The sequence below is a fragment of the Azospirillum sp. NS33 genome, assembly GCF_059703765.1.
The window spans coordinates 1-24,854 of the sequence record NZ_BAAKJB010000041.1 but is presented as its reverse complement, the minus strand read 5'-3'; the positions used below and the strand labels follow the sequence as shown (position 1 = coordinate 24,854).

Sequence of the window (24,854 nt, the reverse complement as noted above, 5' to 3'; positions counted from 1 at the left end):
CAGGTGTGATAGGGCCGGGCCGAAAAGCTGTTTACCTCGCATAAAGATATCTTTATATCTCTATCCAGAATCGAAACGAGAGAGGCGGACCGCGGGCCATGGAGGACCTGCTTCAGACCCTGAAGGCGGCGGCGGAACCGACGCGGTTGCGCCTGCTGGCGCTGTGCGGCCACGGCGAGCTGACGGTCAGCGAGCTGACCCAGATCCTGGGGCAAAGCCAGCCGCGCGTCTCGCGCCATCTGAAGCTGCTGTGCGACGCCGGGCTGCTCGACCGCTTCCGCGAGGGAACCTTCGCCTTCTACCGCCTCGCCGAACGGGGCGGGTCGGCGGAGCTGGCTCGGGTGCTGGTGGACGCCATCCCCGCCGACGACGAGACCCTGGCCCTCGACCTGGAGCGCCTCGACGCCATCAAGCGCGGGCGCACGGAATCGGCCGCCGCCTATTTCCGCGAGAACGCCGGGCGCTGGCACGAGATTCGCGCCCTCCACGTGCCCGAGCAGGAGGTGGAGGCGGCGCTCGAGGGGCTGCTGCCCGCCGGGCCGATCGGCGAGCTGCTCGACATCGGCACCGGCACGGGCCGAATCCTGGAGTTGCTGGGGCCGCGCTGCGAGCGCGCCGTCGGTGTCGACCAGTCGCGGGAGATGCTGTCGATCGCCCGCATCAACCTCGAGGCGGCGGGGCTGCGCCACTGCCACGTCCGCCAGGCCGACATGTACCAGTTGCCCTTTCCGTCCGGGTCCTACGACGTGGCGGTGATCCACCAGGTGCTGCACTACGCCGAATCCCCCGCCGACGTGGTGGCGGAGGCGGCGCGGGTGCTGCGCCCCGCCGGACGTCTTCTGGTGGTGGACTTCGCGCCCCACGCCCTGGAGGCTCTGCGCGCCGACCACGCCCACCGCCGCCTCGGCTTCGCCGATGCGGAGGTGGCGGAGTGGTGCCGGCGCGCCGGCCTCGACAGCGCGGCGGTGGTCCATCTCGCCGGCGACCCGCTCACCGTCTCGATCTGGCCGGCCGTGCGCACCGCGGCGCGCCCCGCCGGCCGCTCGCCGACCGTCCTCGCCACCATCGGAGCCTCAGAATGACGCCCGCCGCCCCGTCCGTCAGCTTCGAATTCTTCCCGCCCAAGACGGAGAAGATGGAGCAGAGCCTGTGGCTGGCCATCGAGCGCCTGGCCCCCCTGGCCCCCGCCTTCGTCTCCGTCACCTACGGGGCGGGCGGCTCGACCCGCGAGCGCACCCACAACACCGTGTGCCGGATCCAGCGCGAGACCGGCATTCCCGCCGCCGCCCACCTCACCTGCGTCGGTGCCACCCGGGCCGAGATCGATGCCATCGCCCGCACCTACCGGGACGCCGGCATCCGCCACATCGTGGCGCTGCGCGGCGACCCCCCGGAAGGCGAGGGCGGGGCCGCGGCGTCCTACACGCCGCACCCCGGCGGCTACGACTACGCCGTCGACTTGGTCGCCGGTCTGCGGCGCGTCGGGGATTTCGAGGTGTCGGTGGCCGCCTACCCCGAGACCCATCCCGCCGCCCCGTCGCCGGCGTTCGACCTGGACAATCTCAAGCGCAAGGTGGACGCCGGGGCGACCCGCGCCATCACCCAGTTCTTCTTCGACAACGACGCCTACCTGCGCTTCCGCGACAGCGCGGCGGCGGCGGGGATCGCGGTGCCCATCGTCCCGGGCATCCTGCCCATCACCAACTTCGCGCGGGCGTGCGAGTTCGCGGCGCTGTGCGGGGCGGCGGTGCCGGCGCGCCTGGCGTCGACCTTCGAGGGGCTGGACGCCGAGCCGGAGACCCGCCAGCTCGTCGCCGCCACCGTCGCCGCCGAGCAGTGCCAGGCGTTGCAGGCGAACGGCGTCGACGCCTTCCACTTCTACACCCTGAACCGCGCCGATCTGACCATCGCCATCTGCCGCATGCTCGGCGTCAAGGCCAGGCAGGGCGCCGCTGCGGCGGGCTGAGCGACGCCGCACCGCCGCGCCGGACCCGGCTGAGACGCCACCAACGACCCGCCTCGAAACGGAAAGCGAACGACAGTCCCATGCCGCACATCCTCGATTCCCTCCGTGACCGCGTCCTCCTGTGCGACGGTGGCTTCGGCAGCCGCATCCAGGCCATTGACCTCGACGTCGAGGCGGATTTCTGGGGGCACGAGAACTGCACCGACATCCTGCCCCTGTCGCGCCCCGACATCGTCCGCGACATCCACCGCGGCTATTTCGAGGCCGGCGCCGACATGGTCGAGACCGACACCTTCGGGGCGTCGCCGGTCACGCTGGGCGAGTTCGGGTTGCAGGACAAGGCGTTCGAGATCAACAAGCGCGCCGTGGAGCTGGCCCGCGAGGCGGCGGAGAGCTTCGGCGACGGGCGCGACCGCTTCGTCCTGGGCTCCATCGGCCCGGGCACCAAGCTGCCCAGCCTGGGCCACATCGCCTACCCGCCGCTCGAGGAGTCCTTCTACGTCCAGGCCACCGGGCAGATCGCCGGGGGCTGCGACGCCATCCTGATCGAGACCTGCCAGGACCCGCTGCAGATCAAGGCCGCGGTCAACGGCGTCAAGCGGGCGCGCAGCGAGGCCGGCACGGACACGCCGGTCTTCGTGCAGGTGACGGTGGAGACCACCGGGACGCTGCTGGTGGGCACCGACATCGCCGCCGCGGCCACCGCCATCCGGGCGCTGGACGTGCCGCTGCTCGGCCTCAACTGCGCCACCGGGCCGCTGGAGATGGGCGAGCACGTGCGCTGGCTGGCCCAGAACTGGCCCGGGCTGATCTCGGTGCAGCCCAACGCCGGCCTGCCCGAGCTGGTGGACGGCAAGACCCATTACCCGCTGCGCGCCGAGGACTTCGCGGTGTGGCTGGAGCGCTTCGTCGCCGAGGACGGCGTCAACATGGTGGGCGGCTGCTGCGGCACCAACGTGCCGCACATCGCCGCCGCCGACGCGGCGCTGCGCCGGCTGGCGCCGGCCGGCGCGCACCGCCCCGCGCCGCGGGGCCGCACCGTCCACTGGGTGCCGGCGGTGTCGTCGCTCTACAGCCAGGTGACGCTGCGCCAGGAGAACGCCTTCTTCGCCATCGGCGAGCGCTGCAACGCCAACGGCTCGAAGAAGTGGCGCGAGCTGCAGGAGCGGCACGCCTGGGACGGCTGCGTCGACATGGCGCGCGAGCAGGTGAAGGAGGGCAGCCACGCGCTGGACGTCTGCACCGCCTTCGTCGGGCGCGACGAGGTCGCGGAGATGACCGAGGTGATGGCGCGCTTCCGCGGCTCCGTCACCGCCCCGCTGGTCGTCGATTCGACCGAGCTGCCGGTGCTGGAGCAGGCGCTCCAGCTCTACGGCGGCAAGGCGATCTTGAACTCGATCAATTTCGAGGACGGCGAGGAGCCGGCCCGCCAGCGCCTGGCGCTGGCCAAGAAGTTCGGCGCCGCGGTGATCGCCCTGACCATCGACGAGGAGGGCATGGCGAAGACGCCGGAGCGCAAGCTGGCGATCGCCAGGCGGCTCTACGCCATGGCGGTGGACGAGTACGGCCTGGACCCCGCCGACCTTCTGTTCGACCCGCTGACCTTCACCATCGCCACCGGCAACGAGGACGACCGCAAGCTGGCGGTCTGGACTCTGGACGGCATCGAGGCGCTGTCGCAGGCGATGCCGGACTGCCAGATCATCCTCGGCCTCTCCAACGTCTCCTTCGGCCTCAACGCGGCGGCGCGCCACGTCCTGAACTCGGTGTTCCTCGACCACGCGGTGCGGCGCGGCATGACCGGCGCCATCGTCCACGTCACCAAGATCCGGCCGCTGCACCAGATCCCCGAGGCCGAGGTCAAAGTGGCCGAGGACCTGATCTTCGACCGCCGGGCCGAGGGCTATGACCCGCTTCAGGCCTTCATCGCCCTGTTCGAGGGCCGCAAGGCCGCCGACGCCAAGAAGAAGGTGCGGCCCGAGACCATCGAGGAGTGCCTGAAGCAGCGCATCATCGACGGCGACCGCACCGGCCTCGACGACGACCTCAAGAAGGCGATGGAGACCCACGCGCCGCTGGAGATCATCAACACGCTGCTGCTCGACGGCATGAAGGTGGTGGGCGAGCTGTTCGGCGCGGGCAAGATGCAGCTTCCCTTCGTACTGCAGTCGGCCGAGACCATGAAGGCGGCGGTGGCCTATCTGGAACCCCACATGGAGAAGGTGGAGGGCCAGGAGAAGGGCATCATGGTGCTGGCCACGGTGAAGGGCGACGTCCACGACATCGGCAAGAACCTGGTCGACATCATCCTCACCAACAACGGCTACAAGGTGGTCAATCTCGGCATCAAGCAGCCGGTGACCGCCATCATCCAGGCCGCCAAGGAGCACAAGGCGGACGCCATCGGCATGTCGGGCCTGCTGGTGAAGTCGACCGTGGTGATGCGCGAGAACCTGGCCGAGATGACCCGCGAAGGGCTGGACGTGCCGGTGTTCCTGGGCGGTGCCGCGCTGACCCGGGGCTACGTCGAGGACGACTGCGTCGCGGCCTACGGCAGCGGCCGGGTGGCCTACGCCGGCGACGCCTTCGACGGGCTCTCGCTGATGGACCGGGTGGTGAGCGGCGCCTTCGACAACCACCTCGCCATCCAGCAGGTCAAGCGCAAGGGCAAGCCGACCAACCAGCGGCGCAAGCTGGGGCAGGCCGCCGAGGCGGCCACCGCGCCGCCCGACCTCGGCCAGGCGCGGGCGCGGCGCGCCCGCCTGGGCGAGGGCGTGGCGGTGCCGGCGCCGCCGTTCTGGGGGCCGCGGGTGCTGGAGCAGGTGCCGCTCAAGACCCTGGTGACCTACCTGAACGAACGCATGCTCTACCAGCTCCAGTGGGGCTTCCGGAAGGACGGCCGCACCCTGGAGCAGTTCATGGAGTGGTCGCGCAAGGAGCTGCGGCCGATCCTCGACCGCCTGCTGCGCCAGTGCGCCCAGGAGCAGATCCTGCGCCCGCAGGCCGTCTACGGCTACTGGAAGGCGGCCGGCGAGGGCAACGACCTCATCCTCTTCGCCGAGGACGGTGAGCGCGAGGTGGCCCGGTTCTCCCTGCCGCGCCAGGCCAGGGAGGACGGCGAGTGCATCGCCGACTTCGTGCGCGACGTCGACTCCGGGGAGCGCGACGTCATCGGCCTGCAGGTGGTGACCATGGGCCAGCACGTGTCGGAGGTCGCGCGCGACTGGTTCGCCGAGAACCGCTACCAGGACTACCTCTACCTCCACGGCCTGTCGGTCGAGATGACCGAGGCGATGGCCGAGTACGTCCACGCCCGCGCCCGCGCCGAGCTGGGCTTCGCGGCGGAGGATTCGCGCGACAAGGAGAAGCTGTTGCAGCAGGCCTACCGCGGCTCGCGCTATTCCTTCGGCTACCCCGCCTGCCCGCGGGTCGAGGATCAGGACCAGCTGCTGGCGCTGCTCGACGCCGGGCGCATCGGCGTGGAGCTGTCGGACGAATCCCAGCTCCACCCGGAGCAGAGCACGTCCGCCATCGTCATCCTGCACCCCAGGGCCAAGTACTTCAGCGTGTGACGCCGGCCCGCCGGCGGGGGGCGGAGCGAAAAGGGGGTGTGACCGTCATCGGCCACACCCCCCGTTTCCACCGCCGTGCGTCCGGCGCCCGACGTGGCCGGGCCTAGTGCAGCCGCCGTTCCAGGTCGAAGCGGTCGGCGTTCATCACCTTGGTCCAGGCCGCCACGAAGTCACCGACGAACTTCTCCAGCGAATCGGAGCAGGCGTAGACTTCCGCCAGGGCGCGGAGCAGCGAATGCGAGCCGAAGATCAGGTCGACCCGAGTCGCCCGCCACTTCAGCTCCCTCGTCGTGCGGTCCCGGCCCTCGTAGGTGCCATCGGAGGCGGGTTGCCACTCCGTCTCCATGGTGAGCAGGTTGGCGAAGAAGTCGTTCGTCAGGACGCCCGGCCGGTCGGTCAGCACGCCATGGGGCGCGCCGCCGGCGTTCGCGCCGAGGACGCGCAGGCCCCCGACCAGCACCGTCATCTCCGGGGCGGTCAGATTGAGCAGCTCCGCCCGGTCCACCAGGGCCTCCTCGGGCATCATGAACTGCTGCCCGCTGAGGTGGTTGCGGAAACCGTCGGCCCGCGGCTTCAAGGCCTGGAAGGAGTCCACGTCAGTCTGGTCCTGGGTGGCGTCCATCCGGCCGGGGGTGAAGGGAACGGTCACGGCGACGCCGGCATCCGCCGCCGCCTTCTCGACCGCCGCGCAGCCGCCGAGCACGATCAGGTCGGCGATCGAGACCTTCGTGTCGCCGCTCTGGGCACCGTTGAACGCGGCCTGGATGCCCTCCAGGGTCGCCAGCACCCTGGCGAGCCGGGGCGGATCGTTGACCTCCCAGTCCTTCTGGGGGGCGAGCCGGACCCGCGCCCCGTTGGCGCCGCCGCGCTTGTCGGAGCCGCGGAAGGTCGAGGCCGACGCCCACGCGGTGGAGACCAGGTCGGACACCGACAGGCCGGAGCCCAGGATCTTCGCCTTCAGCGCGGCGACGTCCTGGTCGCCGACCACCTCATGGTCGAGCGCCGGGATCGGGTCCTGCCAGAGCAGGGTCTCCTGCGGGACCTGCGGCCCGAGGTAACGCTGGATGGGCCCCATGTCGCGGTGGGTGAGCTTGAACCAGGCCCGGGCGAACGCGTCGGCGAACTGCTCCGGGTTCTCGTAGAAGCGCCGCGAGATCTTCTCGTATTCGGGATCGAGCCGCAGCGACAGGTCTGTGGTCAGCATCGTCGGCAGACGCTTCTTCGACGGGTCGTGCGCGTCGGGAATCGTCGCCTCGGCGTTCTTGGCCTGCCACTGGTAGGCGCCGGCCGGGCTCTTCGTCAGCTCCCACTCGTTCTCGAACAGGTTCTTGAAGAACAGGTTGCTCCACCGGGTCGGAGTCTGCGTCCAGGTGACCTCCGGGCCGCCGGTGATGGCGTCGGCGCCAAAGCCGGTGCCGTGGCCGCTCTTCCAGCCCAGCCCCTGGTCCTCGATGGCCGAGCCCTCGGGGTCCGGACCGAGCAGCGACGGGTCGCCGGCCCCGTGGGTCTTGCCGAAGCTGTGGCCGCCGGCGATCAGCGCCACCGTCTCCTCGTCGTTCATCGCCATGCGGTAGAAGGTCTCGCGGATGTCCTTGGCCGCCGCGACGGGGTCCGGGTTGCCGTTCGGTCCTTCCGGGTTCACGTAGATCAGGCCCATCTGCACCGCCGCCAGCGGCTCCTCGAGCTGGCGCTCGCCGCTGTAGCGCTCGTCGCCGAGCCAGGTGCCCTCGGGACCCCAGTAGAGCTCCTCGGGCTCCCACACGTCGGCACGGCCGCCGGCGAAGCCGAAGGTCTTGAAGCCCATGGATTCCAGGGCGACGTTGCCGGCGAGCACCATCAGGTCGGCCCAGGAGATCTTGCGCCCGTACTTCTGCTTGATCGGCCAGAGGAGGCGGCGCGCCTTGTCGAGGTTGGCGTTGTCGGGCCAGCTGTTCAGCGGCGCGAAGCGCTGCTGGCCGGCGCCGGCGCCACCGCGCCCGTCGGTGATGCGGTAGGTGCCGGCGCTGTGCCAGGCCAGGCGGATCATCAGGCCGCCGTAGTGGCCGAAATCGGCCGGCCACCAATCCTTCGAATCGGTCATCACCCTGTTGAGGTCCTCGATCACCGCGTTCAGATCGAGGCTCTTGAACTCCTTCGTGTAGTCGAAGTCCTTGCCCATCGGGTCCGACTTCGGACCGTTGCGATGGAGCACGGAGATATCAAGCTGTTCAGGCCACCATTGTGTGTTTTTCCGGGCTTTCCGGCCACCGGTGAATGGGCACTTGCCGGCGCCGCCATCCGTGATGCCATCCATTTGTTCCTCCCGAGACAGTTCGTCAGGCCTACGATTGAGCGTACCTCCGCCGCGCCATGCGGTAAAGGGCGCTGTTTATAATCGCTCTAAAGAGATAGTGCGTCCGTTCCGGACGGCCACGCCCGTTCGCGCCATTCCCGACGGGTGAACAAAGTGTCGCACCCGCGCCATTCCGCACGCCGGCCGCGGGGCCGGAGCGGAGACCGGTTCCCAGGCGGGGCGGGGTCGCGTATCGTGCCGCCATGACCGCCACCAGCCCCCTCGACCTCCACCGGGCGACCGTCCTGCCCGAGTGGATCGACTACAACGGCCACATGAACGTGGCCTACTACCTGCTGGCGTTCGACCACGCCACCGATGCGGTGCTCGACCATTTCGGGATCGGGCGCGCCTACGCCGAATCCGGGGCGGGGTCGATGTTCGTCGTGGAGGCGCACCTCTTATACCTGCGCGAGGTGACCCAGGGCGACCGCCTGCGGTTCGCGTCGCGCCTGCTCGGCGTGGACGGCAAGCGGGTGCACCTGTTCCACGAGATGCTCCATGCCGACGACGGCTTCCTCGCCGCCACGGCGGAGTTCATGCTGCTGCACGTGGACCTTGCCGACCGGCGCGCCGCCGCTCTGCCGGAGGCGGTGCGCGGGCGCCTGGACGCGGTGGCGGCGGCCCAGGCCGGGCTCCCCCGGCCGGCGATGGCGGGCCGGGCCATCGCCCTGCGGCCGACCGCCTCCCGGCTGGGATGAGTACCCTTTTCGGATTGGCAATCGCCGCGCCGTCGCCTATGTCTAGTCCCATGAAAAGGACTTCTGTCATGGCCGCCGTCCTGGCGGCGACGCTGCTCGCGGCGGTCCCGGCGGCGGCGGAATGCACCGATCCGGCACAACCTGAAGTGAACTGGCGGCGCTGCTACTTCGACGGCCGCGACCTCGTCGGCGTCGACCTGACCGCCGCCATGCTGCGCGACGCGACGTTCCAGCGTGCCCGCATGGAGGGGGCCGACCTGACCGGGGCCGACGGGTACCGCGGCAAGTTCGTCAGCGCGGACCTGCCCCGCGTGACCTTCGACGGAGCCCGCCTGATCGAGGCCGACTTCACCCGCGCCAATCTGGCCGGCGCGAGCTTCCGCGCCGCCGACCTGCGCAACGCCAAGCTGGTGGACGCGACGTTGAAGGGCGCCGACTTCACCGGCGCCAAGCTGCGCGGCGCCGACCTGCGCCGCGCCGACCTGTCGGGGGCGACCTGGATCGACGGCAAGCGGGTCTGCGCCGACGACTCGGTGGGCCAGTGCTACTGACGGGGCGCTTGAAGAACCTCCTGTTGCCCGGGTAGCGTCACGGCGGCGCCGCGTGGCCGGCGCCCGGCGGGAGGGCGGCAAGATGTCCTACAGCGAGGATGTGAAGCGGGCCGGCGCGCTGGCCCAGCAGGCCATGGACCGCATGCAGGCCGACGGCCTGCCGGCCAACCCCGAGAACTTCACGCTGTGGTACGCCTATTTCAGCGGTCAGTTCCCGGATCTGGCGCGGGCCATCGACCTGGCGCGCAGGGACGGGGGCGGGCTCAGCCAACTCCATTGCGACGAGCTGTTCAAACGCTTCTTCACCCTCGACGCCGAGGCCCAGGCGATCCGGGAAACCAGCGAACGCGCCCGCGTCGCGCTGGGCAAGATCCTGGAGATGCTGGGCACCGTGGGCACGGAGACGACGCGGTACGGCACCGCCCTGGCGGGCTTTCGGGGCGACCTGGAGCAGCCGATGTCGCTGGAGGACCTGCGCGCCATGGTCGCGGCCATCGCCGCGGAGACCTCCGCCATCGTCGACCGGCAGACGCGCCTGCAGTCGCAGCTCCTCGATTCCGGCCAGCAGTTGGCGGAGATGCGGGTCAGCCTCGACACGGCGCGGCGGGAGGCGATGACCGACGGGCTGACCGGCATCGGCAACCGCAAGGCCTTCGACGTGGCGCTGGCCACCGCCGCCCAGGAAGCCGCGGCCGACGGCCAGCCGCTGTCGTTGCTGATGGTCGACATCGACCATTTCAAGTCCTTCAACGACGCCCATGGGCACCTGGTCGGCGACCACGTGCTGCGGCTGGTCGCCCGGCTGTTGACGGAGTGCATCAAGGGCCGTGACACCGCCACCCGTTTCGGCGGCGAGGAGTTCGCCATCATCCTGCCGCGCACGGCGCTGGAGAACGCCCTGAAGGTGGCCGAGCAGATCCGCGCCACCGTCGGCTCGCGCCAGATCGTCAACAAGGCGCGCAACGTGTCCTACGGCACGGTGACCCTGTCGATCGGCGCCGCCCAGCACCGCCCCGCCGAGGCCCTTGGGGAGTTGGTGCGCCGTGCCGACGCCGCGCTCTACGCCGCCAAGGGCGCCGGCCGCAACCGCGTCTGCGGCGATAGCCCGGCGTAGCGGCTACGCCGCCCGCACCCACACCGCGGTGTCGTGGAAGGCTGCGCCGCCGGCCGGCGGCACCGGCGTTGGCGAGGTCAGGGCGTTGATGCCCAGGCCGTCGGGGAAGCTGGCGTTGTCCCAGATCCCCTCGACCACCACGACGCCGCGCTGCACCCCGTCGAAGGGCCGGGCGTGCACCGTCAGCGCGCCCAGCGCGTTGCCCAGCCGCACCGCCGTGCCCGTGCCGATGCCCAGCGCCGCGCAGTCGTCGGGGTGGAGCAGGGCGGTCGGCCGCCCCTCGCGCGCCCGCGCCGTGGGGGTCTCGTTGAAGCTGGTGTTGAGGAACTGGCGGGCCGGCGGGGTGATCAGGCGGAACGGGTGCTCGGCGTCGGCGGGGCTGCCCGGCTCCATGTGGTCGGGCAGGTCCGGGCAGCCCGCCAGCGGGCCCAGGGACGCCCAGTCCGGGGCGAAGCGGAAGCGCCCGTCGGGAAAGGCGAACCCGTTGAGGAAATGCGACGTCTCGAAATCGGGCTGGACGTCCAGCCAGCGCTCGGCGTGCAGGGTGTCGGCGTCGGGCAGGCCGGAGGCCGTCAGCATGGCGTCGACCACCTGCCACGCGGTCATCGCGAAGCCGGGATGCTCGGCGCCGACGCGCCGCGCGATCTCGGCGTTGACCCAGTGGTTCTCCCGCGCCTCGCCCAGCGGCTCGATGACCTTGCGCCCCACCAGGATGTGCATCTGGCCGCCGCCGCGGTAGAGGTCGTCGTGCTCCAGGAAGGTGGTGGCCGGCAGCACCAGATCGGCGAGGCGCGCGGTGTCCGTCATCACCTGCTCGTGCACCGCGACGAACAGGTCGTCGCGCTTCAGCCCCTCGACCACCCGGCCGAGGTCGGGACAGATCGCCGCGGGGTTGGTGTTCTGCACCAGCATGGCGGTCACCGGCGGGCCGCCCTTCAGGGCGTCCGGGTCGCCCGTCAGGACGGCGCCGATGCGGGTCTGCTCCAGCGCCCGCACCGTCGGGTCGAGGCGGTCGAGCCCCTCGGCCAGGGTGCGGTCGATGCGGTAGATGCCGCTGGAACAGTAGAGCGCGCCGCCGCCGCGGTGCGCCCACGCCCCGCTGACCACCGGCAGGCAGGACACGGCGTGCATCTGCGCCGCCCCGTTGATGGCCCGGGTCAGCCCGTAACCGATGCGCAGGTAGCTGCGCTTGGTGGTGCCGTAGAGCCGGGCGAAGGCGACGATGTCCGCGGCCGGCACGCCGGTGATGGCCGCGGCCCATTGCGGCGTGCGGGACGCCAGGTGCGTCTCCAGCCGCGCGGTTCCCGCGGCGTAGCGCTCCAGGTAGGGGCGGTCGGCCAGCCCCTCGGCGAACAGCACGTGCATCACCGCGCAGGCCAGCGCCCCGTCGGTGCCCGGCCGCGGCATCAGGTGGAGGTCCGACACCTCCGCCGTGCCGGTGCGGTAGGGGTCGACGGTGACCAGCTTGGCGCCCCGGCCCTTGCGGGCGCGGGCGACGTGGGTCATGACGTTGACCTGGGTGGCCACCGGGTTGCCGCCCCAGTTCACGATCAGGTCGCTCTCGGCCATCTCCCGCGGGTCGGCGCCGCGGATGTCGCCATGGCCGGCCAGCCAGCCCATGTTGGCCGGGGTGTCGCAGACCGTCGAGTACTGGCGCGAGTAGCCCTTGGCGTGGCGCAGCCGCTGGATCGAGCCGCGCTGCACCAGGCCCATGGTGCCGGCGTAGTAGTAGGGCCAGACCGCTTCCGCCCCGTGCCGCCGCTCGGCCGTCAGGAAGGCGTCGGCGACACGGTCCAGCGCCTCGTCCCAGCCGATCTCCGCCCACTGGCCCGACCCCTTGGGCCCGGTGCGCAGCCGCGGCGTCAGCACCCGGTCGGGGTTGTGCACCCGCTCGGCGTAGCGTGCCACCTTGGCGCAGATCACGCCGGCGGTGTAGGTGTTGGCGGCGGCGCCGCGCACCTTGCCGATGCGGCCGGGAGCGACGCGCTCCACCTCCAGCGCGCAGGTGCTGGGGCAGTCGTGGGGGCAGGCGCTGGGCAGGAAATCGCTCACGGCTTGGGGCTCCGGTGGCGGGGCGGCCCGTCAGTCTAAGTCCCACCGCCGCGCTCGGCAACGAGGCGTTCCAGGTCCTCGGCGATCCGCCGGACCGGGGACCCCCAGTCGCCCGGCGCCGGCTGGCGGTAGAGCCGGGCGGCCGGATACCAGGGCGTGGTGGCGCCCGCGGCGCCCCACCGCCAGGCCGGCGCGAACGGCAGCACAACCCACATCGGCCGGTTCATGCCGCCGGCGAGGTGGGCGACCGAGGTGTCCGAGGTCACCAGCAGGTCGAGCCCATCGAGGATCGCCGCGGTGTCGGCGAAATCGCCGATCTCCGGGCCGAGATCGACCAGCCCGGTGGGCGGTGCGATGCCGTCGAGGTCCCGCCGCCCGTCGCCGAGCTGCAGCCCGAAGACGCGCACGCCGGGCAGGGCGAGCAGGGGACGAAGCGGCGCCAGGCGGGGCGAGCGCCCGCGGTTGGCGGTGCCGTCGGGGGCCCCGGCCCACACCAGCCCGACCGCCAGGGCGCCGCCGGCGGCGCGGTCGAGACGCCGCCGCCACGACGCGGCCAGCGCCGGCTCGGCGCTCAGGCAGGGGAGGTGGCGGGCGAGATCCGCGGGCGTGGCGCCGGCCAGGTGCATCAGGCTGTGCAGCGGCACCACCGCATCACACGGCGGCCGCTCGCCGCCCATGGCCACCACCGCCGCGACGCCGGCGGCGCGCCCCACCACCCGGGTCAGCGCCGGCTGGCATTCGACCGTGACGCGGTGCCCGCGCGCCGCGAACCACGCGGCGTAGCGCACGAACTGGAGGGTGTCGCCGAAGCCGGAATCGGCGACCATCAGCAGCCCGCCCCCGGGCGGCAGCGCCGGCGTTCCCCGGGGCACCCTCAGCTTGGCCAGCCATGCGGAGTCGGCACCCTGGTAGCGGGCGAACTGGGCGGCGCCGGCCGCGACGTCGCCCAGCAGGAAGCGGCACTCCGCCAACGCCTCGGCCGCCGCCAGCAGGTCGGGCCGGGCCGCCAGGGCCTCGCCCAGCGCCGCCGCCGCCGCGGCCGGCCGCCCCATCCGCTGGAGGGCGCGCCCCAGCCGGTACAGGGTGGCGGCGTTGCCCGGCTGGCACGCGGCGGCGCGGCCCAGCCACGCCGCGGCGTCCGCCAGGCTGTCGGCGGCGAGCAGGCGGTCGCCCAGCGCGAGCAGGGCGCCGGGATGGTCGGGGCGGGCGACGAGGGCGCGGCGGAAGGCGGCGCGCGCCGCCGCGTCCTCGCCCACGGCGCGCCGGGCGTTGCCCAGGTTGAACCATGGGGCGGGCTCGCCGGGGGCGGCCCGGGCGGCGCGGGCGTGGCTGCGCACCGCCGCCGCCGGATCGCCCCCGGAGTCCAGGGCCGCGCCGAGGTTGCCGAGCAACCCCGGGTGGGCGGGGGCCGCGGCCACCAGCCGCCGGTACAGGGTCGCCGCCTCGCCCCACCGGCCGTCGCGGTGGAGGGCGATGGCGCGGTCGAAGAGAACCGACGCGGCGGTCATCGGGCGACCGGGTGGTCAACGCCGGACATAGGCCTCGTCCCCGCCGCCGAAGCGGCAGACGTAGCGGAAGCCCAGCGCCTCCATGCGGGCGCGCAGCGCGGGGTCGGGGCGGGCGCTCTCCAGGGTCACGGCATCGACGGTGACGCGGCGCGGGTCGAGGGAATCGAGGATCGCCGCCTCGGCCCCCTCGGCGTCGATCGACAGGTAGTCGATGCGCGCGATCCCCTGCTCGGCCAGGATCGTCGACAGGCGGCGGACCGGCACGCGCACCGGGTGCACCGTCGATTCCGCCTCGACGAAGGCGCGATGCTCCGGGGTGAAGGCGGCGGCGAGGCCGCCCATCATCGCCAAGCCGTCGACGACGTCGAGGAAGTCCGCCTCGCCCTCGGCGTCGCCGACGGCCACGTTCAGGCAGGGGACGGCGCGGTTGCCGGCCAGCAGGGGGAACCAGGTGGGCGAGGGCTCGACGCACAGCCCGGTCCACCCCAGGCGGCGTTCGAAGAACAGGGTGTTCGACCAGGTCGCCCCGTCGAAGGCGCCGATGTCGACGAACACGCCGGAGGCGCGGCCGTTCAGCAGCACTTCGTGCACGAAGGCGTCCTGCCCGTCGTGGCTGTGGTGGTGGGGGCGCCGGCCGCGCGCCTTCTCCACCGCCCACAGCGTGGTCCGCAGCGGCGGCTGGTCGGGCACCGCGGCGAGGCTGGCGCGCAGATGCGTCTCGGCCTCCTCCAGCCGGTCCTGGGCGTGGCGCAGCCGGCCGAGGTTGGCGTGCAGGGCGGGTGACGGGGGCGCCAGGCGGGCGGCGTGCTCCAGGCACGGCGCGGCCTCGGCCGGCGCGCCACGCTCCAGGGCCTGGGCACCCAGGTTGACCCAGGGGCCGCTGAGGTCGGGACCCAGCGCCAGGGCGTCGCGCAGGCACGCCGCCTCCTCGCCGCCGCGGCCCGCCGGGCCGAGCGCATTGGCCAGCTCGAACAGGCGTTCCGGGGTGGCGGCGAGCCGGGCGGCGCGGCGCAGCGGCTGCAGCGGCAGGCGGCCTTGGGCGCGCTGCGCCGCCGCCAGGTTGGCGTGGTGGTCGGCGAGGTCGGGGGCGACGGCGACGGCGCGGCACAGCAGGGCGTCGGCGCTGGCCAACCGGCCGGTCTGGGCGTGCAGCACCCCCAGCATGTGGAGGGCGCCGGGCTGGGCGGGGTCGGCGGCGCGGATGCGGCCGTAGAGGATCTCCGCCTCGGCCAGGCGCCCGGCGAGATGATGGTCGAGCGCCGCGGTCAGGGCTTCGCCGATGCTGGCCATGGCCGGTTCCGGAAGCCGCCGGTGGGGGCGCCCGTCGGGGCGCCGCCCGCACGGCGTCAGTGGGCGAAGGTGTCCTTGCCGAACATCAGGTCCGGCAGGAACGTGGAGATGAACGGAACGTAGGTGACCAGCACCAGGAAGGCCAGCAGGATCATCAGCCAGGGAAACGCCGCGCGGACGACGTGGGATATGCTCATCCCGGTCACCCCGGCGGTCACGAAGAGGTTGAGGCCGACCGGCGGCGTGACCATGCCGATCTCCATGTTCACCACCATCATGACGCCGAAATGGATGGGGTCGATGCCCAGCTCCATGGCGATGGGGAAGAGGATCGGCGCGAGGATCAGCACGATGGCCGAGGGCTCCATGAAGTTGCCGGCGACCAGCAGGATGATGTTGACCGCCAGCAGGAACTGCCACTGGCTCAGCCCCGCGTCGGTGATCTCGCGCGCGATGGCCTGCGGGATCTGCTCGGTCGTCAGCACATGGGCGAAGAGGAAGGCGTTGGCGATGATGAACAGCAGCATGACGGTGACACGGCCGCTGTCGGTCAGCACCTTGGGCAGGTCGCGGAACTTCATGTCGCGGTAGATGAACAGCGCCACGAGTCCGGCGTAGACCGCGGACACCGCGGCCGCCTCGGTCGGGGTGAAGATGCCGCCGTAGATGCCGCCGAGGATGATGACGATGAGCAGCAGCCCCCAGACCGCGTCGGCGCCGCTGCTCACCACCTCGCGCAGGCTGGCCCGCGGCTGGCGCGGCAGGCCCTTGACCCGGGCGGCGATGTAGATCGCCACCATCAGCATCAGGCCGAGCACGGCGCCGGGGATGATGCCGGCCATGAACAGGCGGCCGATCGAGCTTTCGGTCGCCGCGGCGTAGACCACCATGACGATGGACGGCGGGATCAGGATGCCCAGCGTGCCGGCGTTGCACACCACGCCGGCCGCGAATTCCTTGGTGTAGCCGGTGCGCACCATGCCGGCGATGACGATGGAGCCGACCGCCACCACCGTCGCCGGCGAGGAGCCGGACACCGCGGCGAACAGCATGCAGGCCAGCACCGACGCGATGGCGAGGCCGCCGTGGAGATGGCCGACGCAGGCCACCGCGAAATTGATCATGCGGCGGGCCACGCCACCGGTGGTCATGAACGAGCCGGCCAGGATGAAGAAGGGGATGGCCAGAAGGGTGTAGGCTTCGGTCGTCTGCCAGAACTTGATGGCCAGCGAGGCCAGGGAATCCTGGGCGAAGAACACCAGGGTCAGAAGCGACGAGAGGCCGAGCGCGATGGCGATCGGCATTCCCATGAAGAGGAAGACGAACAGCGCCACGAACAGGAACGTGGTGGTCATCGCCCGGCCTCCACGTCCTTGGCGGCCAGCCCCTGCTCGCGCAGCAGGTCGCCGGCCTCGTCGGCCAGCTCGAAGCCCTCGCGCCGCCCGGTGAGGATGCCGACCAGGACCTGCCCCAGACGGATGAACAGCAGGCCGAAGCCGATGGGCAGGATGATGTCCAGCAGCCAGCGCTGGACCGGGATGTCCTGCGCCTCGACGCCGATGGTGTGCAGCTTCTCGATGTAGACGTAGCTGCCGTAGGCCATCAGCACGGCGTAGAGCATGCTGAGGACCACCGCGGCCAGCCCGGCGATCCGCCGGGCGTAGGGCGGCACCAGCTTCACGACCATGTCGATGCCGATGTGGGCGCTGACGCGGACGCCGTAGGAGATGCCGATCAGCACCAGCCAACCGAACATGTACGTCGTCGCCTCCAGCGCCCACAGCACGCCGGAGTTGAAGCCATAGCGCAGCACGACCTGGGTGAAGGTCAGCAGCGTCATCCCGGCCAGGAGGAGGGCGATGATCGCCTCCTCCAGGCGAGCGAACAGTCGCCCGAACATCGTGCCCACCAGGCTCCCCGTCGGTTTGTTGGTCGCAGCGGCGGCGGCGTTACGAGCCGTTGGCGGTCTGCGCCGCCTCGATGACCTCGGCGCCGATGTCACCTTCGAACTGCTTCCACACCGGCTGCATGGCCTTGACCCACGCCTGGCGCTGGTCCGCGGTGAGCTGGAGGATTTCGGTCTTGCCGCTCTCGGCGATGCGCTGCTTGTCGCGCATGTTGATGTCGTCCGCCATCTTGTTCACGGCGGTCGTCACCTCGGCCATGATCGTCTCGAGCTGGCCGCGGACGTCGTCCGGCAGGCCGGTCCAGAAATCGGTGTTGGTCACCACCATGTAGTCGAGCACGCCGTGGTTCGACTCCGTGATGTACTTCTGAACCTCGAAGAACTTCTGCGAGTAGATGTTCGACCAGGGATTCTCGGCGCCGTCGACGGTGCCGGTCTGCAGTGCCTGGTAGACTTCGGCGAACGCCATCTTCTGCGGCACGCCGCCGACCGCCTGGAACTGGGCGACCAGGACGTCGGAATTCTGCACGCGGAACTTCTGGCCGGAGGCGTCCTCGGGCGTCAGCAGCTTGGTGTTGGCGGACAGCTGCTTCATGCCGTTGTGCCAGTAGCCGAGGCCGATGAACCCCTTCTTCTCCATCGTCTTCAGCAGCTTCTTGCCGGTCTCGCTGCCCTGGAAGCGGTCGACCGCCTGGATGTCCTGGAACAGGAACGGCAGGTCGAAGACCTGGAGCTGCTTGGTGTAGCGGTCGAACTTCGACAGCGACGGCGCGATCAACTGCACGTCGCCCAGCGCGAGCGCCTCCATCTCTTTGGAATCGCCGAACAACTGGGAGTTCGGGTAGACCTCGACCTTGACCTTGCCGCCCAGGCGCTCATCCACCAGCTTCTGGAACATCAGCGCGCCCTGGCCCTTGGGCGTGCTGTCGGCCACGACGTGGCTGAACTTGATGAGGATGGGCTTCTGGGCCAGCGCGGTGCCGCTCATCAACCCGAGCGCCGCAACGGCGGCGAGCACGATCCGCATGACTTTCCTCCGTGATCATCGATTGTTGGGGGGAACCAGGGCCTGGCGCCTGGAACGGCGGCCGCTCGGGCCGTCGGGGACACGCCTGCGCACACCGACGCCGAACAGGCGATGATCCGCCGCCGATGCCGCCATGGGGACCCCGTTCCATTAGCGAAGACTGGTTTTCCGGCCACGTTATGTTGGCCGGCTCCCCCTTCCGTATACAGCAATTTCAAAAATGGAACAGAGCTTTTCGCGAATTGGTAATACCGCGAATCGTCTCGGCAACCGGATGGTCAGGCGGCGGCGCGGGACACCGAGGCCTCGATCTCGTCCAGCGCCGCGGCGAGATCGGTGATCGCCTGCTCGGCGTGGGCCCGGGCGAACGGCCAGCCGTCCTCGCTGGCCTGGCGGGCCGCCTCCACCCGCGCCATGGCGCGGTTCCGCTGGCCCCGCAGCGTGTCGAGCGTGCGTTCCAGAACGGCCCGGCCGGAGGCGTCCTGGCGCTCCACCGCCTGGCGCGCGCTCTCCATCCGGTCGCCCAGGAGGGCGATGGCGTCCCGCCACGCGGCATGGCGTGTGTGCCGCACAGCATCGCTCATGATGGTCCTCCTCGACATGCGGTGTCCCCAGATGGGGATCGATTCCGCCATGTCCATGCAAAACATGGACCCCTGGCCGGCGGGGGTACCCCGCGGGGGGTGCCGCCGGGCCGGGCGACGCCGCGCCATCACCCCGGAGTGCCCCGCGCGGAGGGGCCGGCTACCGAAGTTGCGCTTTGGCGGGCCAAGGGTGAACGGTTGGTGCGGCCGCCTGATCTTTCTGGCCACATCCGGTCTTCTTTGGGCGACTGTCTGCCCGATTCATTGAATCCCGTCAATCCCACCAAATACCTAGTGCAGGGACAATTCGCCGCAGCGCTGCGCACGGCGCGGGCGGCCTGCACAAGGAGGTTGCGCATGCCCGTTTTCGAGGCGGAGGGGTTCGACCGGCATGAACAGGTCGTCTTCGTCAGCGACCCCGGCACCGGCCTGAAGGCCATCATCGCGATCCACGACACCCGTCGCGGCCCGGCGCTGGGCGGTTGCCGCTACTGGCACTACGGCGACGAGGGGGCGGCGCTGACCGACGTCCTGCGGCTGTCGCGTGGCATGACCTACAAGGCCGCCATGGCGGATCTGCCCTACGGCGGCGGCAAATCGGTGGTGCTCGCCGATCCGGCGCGCCCGAAGTCACCCGCGCTCATGCGCGCCCTGGGCCGTGCCGTCGACCGCCTGGGCGGGCGCTACGTCGTCGCCGAGGACGTCGGCACCGCGCCCGACGACATGGAGGAGGTGCGGCGCGAGACGCCCCACGTCGCCGGGCTGAGCGGCGGCGGCGGGGATCCGTCGCCGGCCACCGCCCATGGCGTGTGGCGCGGCATCCACGCGGCGGTGAACCACCGGCTGCGCCGCAACACGCTGGAGGGGCTGAGCGTCGCCGTGCAGGGGCTGGGCCATGTCGGCTACCATCTCTGCCGGCGGCTGCGGGAGGACGGTGCGCGGCTGTTCGTCACGGACATCCGGCCGGGCAGCGTCGCGCGGGCGGTCCGGGAGTTCGGCGCGACCGCGGTGGTGGCGCACGAGATCTACGACGTGGAGGCCGACGTCTTCGCCCCCTGCGCGCTGGGCGCCGTCGTCGACGACGACACGGCGGAGCGGCTCCGGGTGGCGGTGGTGGCGGGGTCGGCCAACAACCAGCTGGCCGCGCCACGCCACGGCGCCCGGCTGGCCGCGCGCGGGATCCTCTACGCCCCCGACTACATCGTCAACGCCGGGGGACTCATCAACGTCCACCACGAACGGGCGGGCGCCTACGACCGCGCGCGCGCCTACGCCCATGTGGAGCGGATCGAACGCACCCTGGGCGCGGTGTTCGCCCGCGCCGCGCACGACGGGGTGGCCACCCATGTGGCCGCCGACCGGATGGCCGAGGACCGCCTGCAGGCCGCCTGACCGCCGCCTGACCGCCGCCCGCGCCGGCCGGGGACTCGCGGATCGGATCAGTGGTCGTAGTGGAGGAGGATCGTCGCCCGGCCGCCGCCGGCGGAACAGGCGACGCGGTCGGCGGAGCGGGTGATGAGCCCGACCGACACCGACCGCATGGCGGCGTCGATGGCGCCGTCGTCGTCGGAGTCGACCAGCGACTGGAGGTCGACAGCGCCCGCTCCCAGCGGCAGGGGCGGACCGTCGTAGGCCAGGCGCAGGTCGAGGTTCAGCTCGTCGAAGGCGGCGGTCACCGCCACCGGGCCGCGGGCCAGCCCGCCGTGGCCGAGCGTCTCCAGCGCCTCCACCAGGCCCAGGGTGGCCCGCTGCACGACGTCGCGCCGGGCCCCCCACGCGGCGCCCTGGCGGTCCATGAACTCGTAGACGTCGTGCAGCGGCGTCTCCCCGGGGCGGTGGGTGACGGTCGCCCGTTGCACGACGCCGATGCGGAAGAGGATGTTGAGCAGCAGGGCGGCGATCGAGGCGACCGTCAGTTCCGAGCCGACCAGCGGCTCCGCCCACGCCGGCACGCCGTGGTAGAGGCCGGGCAGGGCCGCCACCGACAGGCCGAGGATCGTCGACAGGCCGATCATCAGCATCCGCCGCTCATTCAGCAGGCGCGACATGATCAGCTCCATGCCCGCGGTGATCAGGCAGGCGGCGGTGAACAGCAGCACCGCGCCGATCACCGGCGGCGGCATCAGGATCAGGGCCATCGTCAGCTTGGGCACGAAGGCGGCCACCACCAGCAGCGCCCCGGTCGCCACGCCGACGATCCGCGCGGTCACGCCGCTGGCGAACTCGAGGCCGATGTTGGCGGACGAGAAGCCGACGGTCAGGGTTCCGCTGGCGGCGGCCAGCGTGCTCATGGCGCCGTCGGCCATCAGCCCGCGGCTCAACACGCGCATGTCGGTGCGCGCCCAGTGCGCGGTGTTCATCTTGTCCAGGGTGATGATGGCGCCGACGGTGTCCATCATGCTGATCACGGTGACGATCAGCAGCGGCGGCAGGATCGCCAGGCTGAAGGAGAAGTCGGGCAGCACCGGCCGCGGCAGGGCCAGCGGCGGGGCGTCGGACACCGCGGCCAGGGCCACCGGGTCGATCAGGCCCATCGCCCACGCGGCCAGGCAGCCCGACGCGCAGCCGACCAGCACGGCGTAGAGGCGCAGCGGTCCTTTGGCCCACACGGTGAGGGCCAGGATCACCACCAGGGTGGCCAGGCCGGTGGCCAGCGCCGCACCGTCGACGCTGCGCGCGGCCGGGTCGAAGCCCGTGAAGCGGTCGAGGCCGCCGGCGATCAGCGACACGCCGAGCATCATCACGGACACGCCGCACACCTCGGGCGGGAAGTAGCTGCGCAACCGCGGCAGCAGGCGGGCCAGCCCGATCTGCAGGAGGCCGCACACCACCAGGGTGCCGAAGGCGGCGCCGATGCCGGCGGCGCGCACGCTGGCCAGCAGGGCGGGCAGCACGATGGGGCTGGGGATGATGACGCCGAGGAACCCGGCCCCGAGCCGGCTGGCCTGAAGGATGGTGCCTACGCCGGCCACCAGGGTCACCATCGCCACCATGCTGGCCGTGGTGTCGCGGTCGACGCCCAGCTCCGTCGCCAGGATCACCGGATAGATCATGAACAGGAGCGCCAGCACGAGGTGCTGCAGCGAGAGCACCGCGGTGGTGCGCGCCGGCGGACGGTCGTCGAGCGCGTGAATGAGATTGGCCGGTCGGTCGCTCATAGGGGGTCCGGGTCATTGCGATGCATGCGAAGGGACGATGCTAGTCGCGAAGCCGCACCGAGGGTTAGCGACGTCTCGCGCTTTGCCCCGGCGCGTTGCGCGGGTATGGTGTTCCTGCAACGGGTTGGGCGGCGCGATGCGCAAGGGACGCGGCGGGTGATGACGGGTGCGGGGCAGGCGCGCTTCGACGCCGGGGGACGCCTGGTCCGGGCGACGCCGCCCTTCGGTGCCGCAGGCGGGACCGCGGGAGGCCCTGCCGCGGGCGCGGGCGGGCCGGCGGCCCTGCTCGACGCGCTGTTGGCGGACGGCGCGCTCGTCGATCCCGCCGGGCGCGGGGGGGCGGAGCTGGTCGCGGCGTTGGCGGCGGGCGCCGCGGTGCCCCTGTGCGAGCGCGACGACGGCTGGGTCGCCCTGTCCCTGCTCGACGACGGCCCGGCGGGAACCGTGCTGTGCGCGGCCCGGATGGTGCCGGCGGCACCGCCGTCCGCTGCGCTCCCCCCGGTCGCGCCCGATGCGCCGGCGCCGACCCCGGCGTCCGAGCTGCTGGGCGCGGTGTTCGATTCCCTGGCCGACGCGGTGTGCGCCTTCGACCGTGACGAGCGGCTGCTGGTCTGGAACCGTCATTTCGCCGACCTCTTCGCGATCCCGCCGGACCTGCTGCGCCAGGGCACGCCGGTCGAGGCGCTGCTCCGCTTCATCCTCAGGCGCGGCGATTTCGGCACCCTCGACGAGGAGGCGGCGGTGGCCCACGGGCTGGTCGGCGCGCGCCGGGCCGACTGGTTCGACACCAGCTTCCACCGCGCCGACGGCCGGGTGGTGGAGAGCCACCATCGCCCGCTGCCGGGGGGCGGCTTCCTCCGCCGCTTCACCGACGTCACCGGGTTCGCCCACTCCCGGGAAGCCCAGCACGCCATCCTCCAGGCGATCGCCTTTCCCCTGGTGGTGACCCGTCTGTCGGACGGCATGCTGGTGCTGGGCAACCAGCCCGCCGCCGATTTCTTCGGCGTCGACCTGGCGGTGGCGACCGGCAGCGTGCGGGCGGCCGAGGTCTACGTCGACCCGGCCGACCGGGCCCGCATGCTGGAGCGGCTGGCGGCCGGCGGCGGCACCGTGGATGCCTTCGAGACGCGGCTGAGGGCGGCGGGCGGGCGGGAGGCCTGGGTTCTCCTGTCGGTGCGCCTGTTCCGCTTCCACGGCGAGGAGTCGATTCTCACCTGCATCAGCGACATCTCCGGGCGCAAGCAGACGGAGCGCGAGCTGGCGGACAGCCGCGAACTGTTCGAGCTGGCGATCCGGGCGGCGCGCGAGGGCATCTCCCAATGGGACGTGTCCGCCGGGACCATCTGGTTCTCGCCCCAATGGTGGGCGCTGCTTGGCTACGGCGAGGACGAGGCCGACAACACCGTGGAGCGGTGGACGGCGCTGATGGTGGCGGAGGACCGGGAGACGTCGTTCCGGGCCTTCGCCGATTTCGCCGCCGGGCGGGCGGGGGAGTGCCAGATCGTCCAGCGGTTCCGCCACAAGGCCGGGCACACCGTCTATCTCTACACCCGGGCGGTCAAGGTCACGGACGAGGCGGGGCGGGCGGTGCGGCTGATCGGCTCCCACACCGACATCACCGAGCGGATCCACGCCGACGAGGCGGTGCGCAGCGCGAAGGAGCAGGCCGAGCAGGCGCTGCGCGATCTCAAGGACGCGCAGGCCCACCTGATCCAGTCCGAGAAGATGGCGGCGCTGGGCTCCCTGGTCGCCGGCGTCGCCCACGAGATCAACACGCCGGTGGGGATCGCGCTGACCGGCGCCTCCCTGCTGGCCGAGCGGACCGCGTCCATCCGCCAGAGCTTCGAGGGCGCCCGGCTGCGCCGCGCCGACTTCGCCGACTACCTCGACACCGCGACCGAGGCCTCGCAGCTCATGCTGCTGAACATCGACCGGGCCGCCCAGTTGATCCAGAGCTTCAAGCAGATGGCGGTGGACCAGGCCAGCGAGGAACGACGCGCCTTCGACCTGCGCGACTACATCCACGAGGTGCTGCGCAGCCTCGGCGTCCGCCTGCGACGAGCCGCCCACAGCGTGGACGTGGAGTGTCCGGAGGACCTGGTCGTCGACAGCTACCCCGGGGCGCTGAGCCAGGTGCTCACCAATTTCGTGATGAACTCCATCGCCCACGGCTACGCGCCGGGTGCCAGCGGCCGCCTGCGCATCCGCGTGGTCTGCCCGTCTCCCGACGAGGTGGAGCTGACCTACGCCGACGATGGCCGCGGCATTCCCGAACACCTGCACGGGCGGGTGTTCGAACCCTTCTTCACCACCAGCCGGGGCGCCGGCGGCAGCGGGCTGGGGTTGAACATCGTCTACAACATCGTCACCCGCACCTTGAAGGGACGCATCACCCTGGTCAGCGCGCCGGGGCTCGGCGCCGCCTTCACCCTGCGCTTCCCGCGGGTGGTGGGCGAAACCGGGATCGCCGCCTAGAGCGCCGCAGAGGTCGGACGACCGGCACCCGTCCGACGCCATCGGCGGGCCCCCGCGGTCGAGTCGGGGGGGGCGCGGCGCGGGGCCGGCGCGGCAGCGTGTGCCGTGGGAAATTCATGCACGCGGCCTTGCCACGCCTTGCGTCAGGGGCTATCAGTCGCGCGCGTCCGTTCACGGAGGAAAGCCAGCATGAGCGCCATCACCGACATCCACGCCCGCGAGATCCTCGACAGCCGCGGCAACCCCACGGTCGAGGTCGACGTCACCCTGGAGTCCGGCGCGCTCGGCCGGGCGGCCGTTCCCTCCGGCGCTTCGACGGGCGCGCACGAGGCGGTCGAACTGCGCGACGGCGACACCGGCCGCTTCGGCGGCAAGGGCGTCCGCAAGGCGGTCGACGCCGTCAACGGCGAGATCTTCGACGCCCTGTCCGGGCTGGAGTCGACCAACCAGCGCGCGCTGGACCTGGCGATGATGGAGCTCGACGGCACCCCCAACAAGGCCCGCCTGGGCGCCAACGCCATCCTCGGCGTGTCGCTGGCGGTGGCCAAGGCCTCGGCCGACGAGGCCGGGCTGCCGCTCTACCGCTACGTCGGCGGCGCCTTCGCCTCGCTGCTGCCG

General features: G+C 71.8%; 17 protein-coding genes and 1 pseudogene. 9 read left to right on the top strand and 9 right to left on the bottom strand.

Annotation, left to right across the window (positions count from 1 at the left end; translation table 11 throughout):
• Window positions 1–98: 98 nt before the first annotated feature.
• From AC6H2I_RS26185 to metH, 3 genes are all read left to right on the top strand, one after another.
• Entirely contained in the window at window positions 99–1,082 is a 984-nt protein-coding gene (locus tag AC6H2I_RS26185) for an ArsR/SmtB family transcription factor (protein WP_497503712.1), read from the top strand.
• Window positions 1,079–1,966, top strand: a complete 888-nt coding sequence (gene metF, locus AC6H2I_RS26180; protein ID WP_497503711.1) for a methylenetetrahydrofolate reductase [NAD(P)H] — start codon at window positions 1,079–1,081, stop codon at window positions 1,964–1,966. Before AC6H2I_RS26185 ends, metF begins: the two co-directional genes overlap by 4 nt.
• 80 nt (window positions 1,967–2,046) lie before the next feature.
• Complete coding sequence (gene metH / locus AC6H2I_RS26175; RefSeq protein ID WP_497503710.1) at window positions 2,047–5,538, top strand: methionine synthase; 3,492 nt, start codon at window positions 2,047–2,049, stop codon at window positions 5,536–5,538.
• 103 nt (window positions 5,539–5,641) lie between these two features.
• On the opposite strand, the gene katG is transcribed toward metH, so the two are convergent.
• The gene (gene katG / locus AC6H2I_RS26170; RefSeq protein WP_497503709.1) at window positions 5,642–7,831 is read right to left on the bottom strand and encodes a catalase/peroxidase HPI; all 2,190 of its coding nucleotides are present in this window, start codon (window positions 7,829–7,831) and stop codon (window positions 5,642–5,644) included.
• Between the two features lie 242 nt (window positions 7,832–8,073).
• On the opposite strand from katG, the gene AC6H2I_RS26165 reads away from it, so the two are divergent.
• The 3 genes from AC6H2I_RS26165 to AC6H2I_RS26155 all read left to right on the top strand — a co-directional run bounded on the left by AC6H2I_RS26165 (window position 8,074) and on the right by AC6H2I_RS26155 (window position 10,236).
• The gene (locus AC6H2I_RS26165; protein ID WP_497503708.1) at window positions 8,074–8,571 is read left to right on the top strand and encodes a thioesterase family protein; all 498 of its coding nucleotides are present in this window, start codon (window positions 8,074–8,076) and stop codon (window positions 8,569–8,571) included.
• A gap of 68 nt (window positions 8,572–8,639) precedes the next feature.
• Window positions 8,640–9,122 carry a pentapeptide repeat-containing protein gene (locus tag AC6H2I_RS26160; protein ID WP_497503707.1) on the top strand — a complete coding sequence of 161 codons (483 nt, stop codon included), beginning with the start codon at window positions 8,640–8,642 and terminating at the stop codon, window positions 9,120–9,122.
• An 82-nt stretch (window positions 9,123–9,204) separates the two neighbouring features.
• The gene (locus tag AC6H2I_RS26155; RefSeq protein WP_497503706.1) at window positions 9,205–10,236 is read left to right on the top strand and encodes a GGDEF domain-containing protein; all 1,032 of its coding nucleotides are present in this window, start codon (window positions 9,205–9,207) and stop codon (window positions 10,234–10,236) included.
• A gap of 3 nt (window positions 10,237–10,239) precedes the next feature.
• Here the strand turns inward: AC6H2I_RS26155 and AC6H2I_RS26150 are convergent, their stop codons facing one another.
• The 7 genes from AC6H2I_RS26150 to AC6H2I_RS26120 all read right to left on the bottom strand — a co-directional run bounded on the left by AC6H2I_RS26150 (window position 10,240) and on the right by AC6H2I_RS26120 (window position 18,603).
• Window positions 10,240–12,288 carry a molybdopterin oxidoreductase family protein gene (locus AC6H2I_RS26150; protein WP_497503705.1) on the bottom strand — a complete coding sequence of 683 codons (2,049 nt, stop codon included), beginning with the start codon at window positions 12,286–12,288 and terminating at the stop codon, window positions 10,240–10,242.
• Between the two features lie 35 nt (window positions 12,289–12,323).
• On the bottom strand, window positions 12,324–13,796 hold the full coding sequence (locus AC6H2I_RS26145) for a tetratricopeptide repeat protein (RefSeq protein WP_497503704.1): 1,473 nt from the start codon (window positions 13,794–13,796) through the stop codon (window positions 12,324–12,326).
• Between the two features lie 15 nt (window positions 13,797–13,811).
• Complete coding sequence (locus tag AC6H2I_RS26140) at window positions 13,812–15,086, bottom strand: FkbM family methyltransferase (RefSeq protein ID WP_497503703.1); 1,275 nt, start codon at window positions 15,084–15,086, stop codon at window positions 13,812–13,814.
• 56 nt (window positions 15,087–15,142) lie between these two features.
• Window positions 15,143–16,441 carry a TRAP transporter large permease gene (locus AC6H2I_RS26135; protein WP_497503702.1) on the bottom strand — a complete coding sequence of 433 codons (1,299 nt, stop codon included), beginning with the start codon at window positions 16,439–16,441 and terminating at the stop codon, window positions 15,143–15,145.
• Entirely contained in the window at window positions 16,438–16,986 is a 549-nt protein-coding gene (locus AC6H2I_RS26130) for a TRAP transporter small permease (protein WP_497503742.1), read from the bottom strand. The genes AC6H2I_RS26135 and AC6H2I_RS26130 overlap by 4 nt, the downstream gene beginning before the upstream one ends.
• A gap of 49 nt (window positions 16,987–17,035) precedes the next feature.
• On the bottom strand, window positions 17,036–18,019 hold the full coding sequence (locus AC6H2I_RS26125) for a TRAP transporter substrate-binding protein (RefSeq protein ID WP_497503701.1): 984 nt from the start codon (window positions 18,017–18,019) through the stop codon (window positions 17,036–17,038).
• A gap of 278 nt (window positions 18,020–18,297) precedes the next feature.
• Entirely contained in the window at window positions 18,298–18,603 is a 306-nt protein-coding gene (locus tag AC6H2I_RS26120; protein WP_497503700.1) for a hypothetical protein, read from the bottom strand.
• 357 nt (window positions 18,604–18,960) lie between these two features.
• Between AC6H2I_RS26120 and AC6H2I_RS26115 the strand changes: the two genes are divergently transcribed.
• A complete protein-coding gene (locus tag AC6H2I_RS26115; RefSeq protein ID WP_497503699.1) occupies window positions 18,961–19,995 on the top strand; it encodes a Leu/Phe/Val dehydrogenase in 1,035 nt (344 codons plus the stop codon).
• Between the two features lie 47 nt (window positions 19,996–20,042).
• On the opposite strand, the gene AC6H2I_RS26110 is transcribed toward AC6H2I_RS26115, so the two are convergent.
• The gene (locus AC6H2I_RS26110) at window positions 20,043–21,761 is read right to left on the bottom strand and encodes a uracil-xanthine permease family protein (RefSeq protein ID WP_497503698.1); all 1,719 of its coding nucleotides are present in this window, start codon (window positions 21,759–21,761) and stop codon (window positions 20,043–20,045) included.
• 159 nt (window positions 21,762–21,920) lie between these two features.
• On the opposite strand from AC6H2I_RS26110, the gene AC6H2I_RS26105 reads away from it, so the two are divergent.
• Both AC6H2I_RS26105 and eno read left to right on the top strand, forming a co-directional pair.
• Window positions 21,921–24,236: a PAS-domain containing protein gene (locus tag AC6H2I_RS26105; protein ID WP_497503697.1), complete on the top strand. Its 2,316-nt coding sequence runs from the start codon at window positions 21,921–21,923 to the stop codon at window positions 24,234–24,236.
• A 189-nt stretch (window positions 24,237–24,425) separates the two neighbouring features.
• Window positions 24,426–24,854: pseudogene (eno, locus tag AC6H2I_RS26100) on the top strand (phosphopyruvate hydratase); the annotation flags it as partial.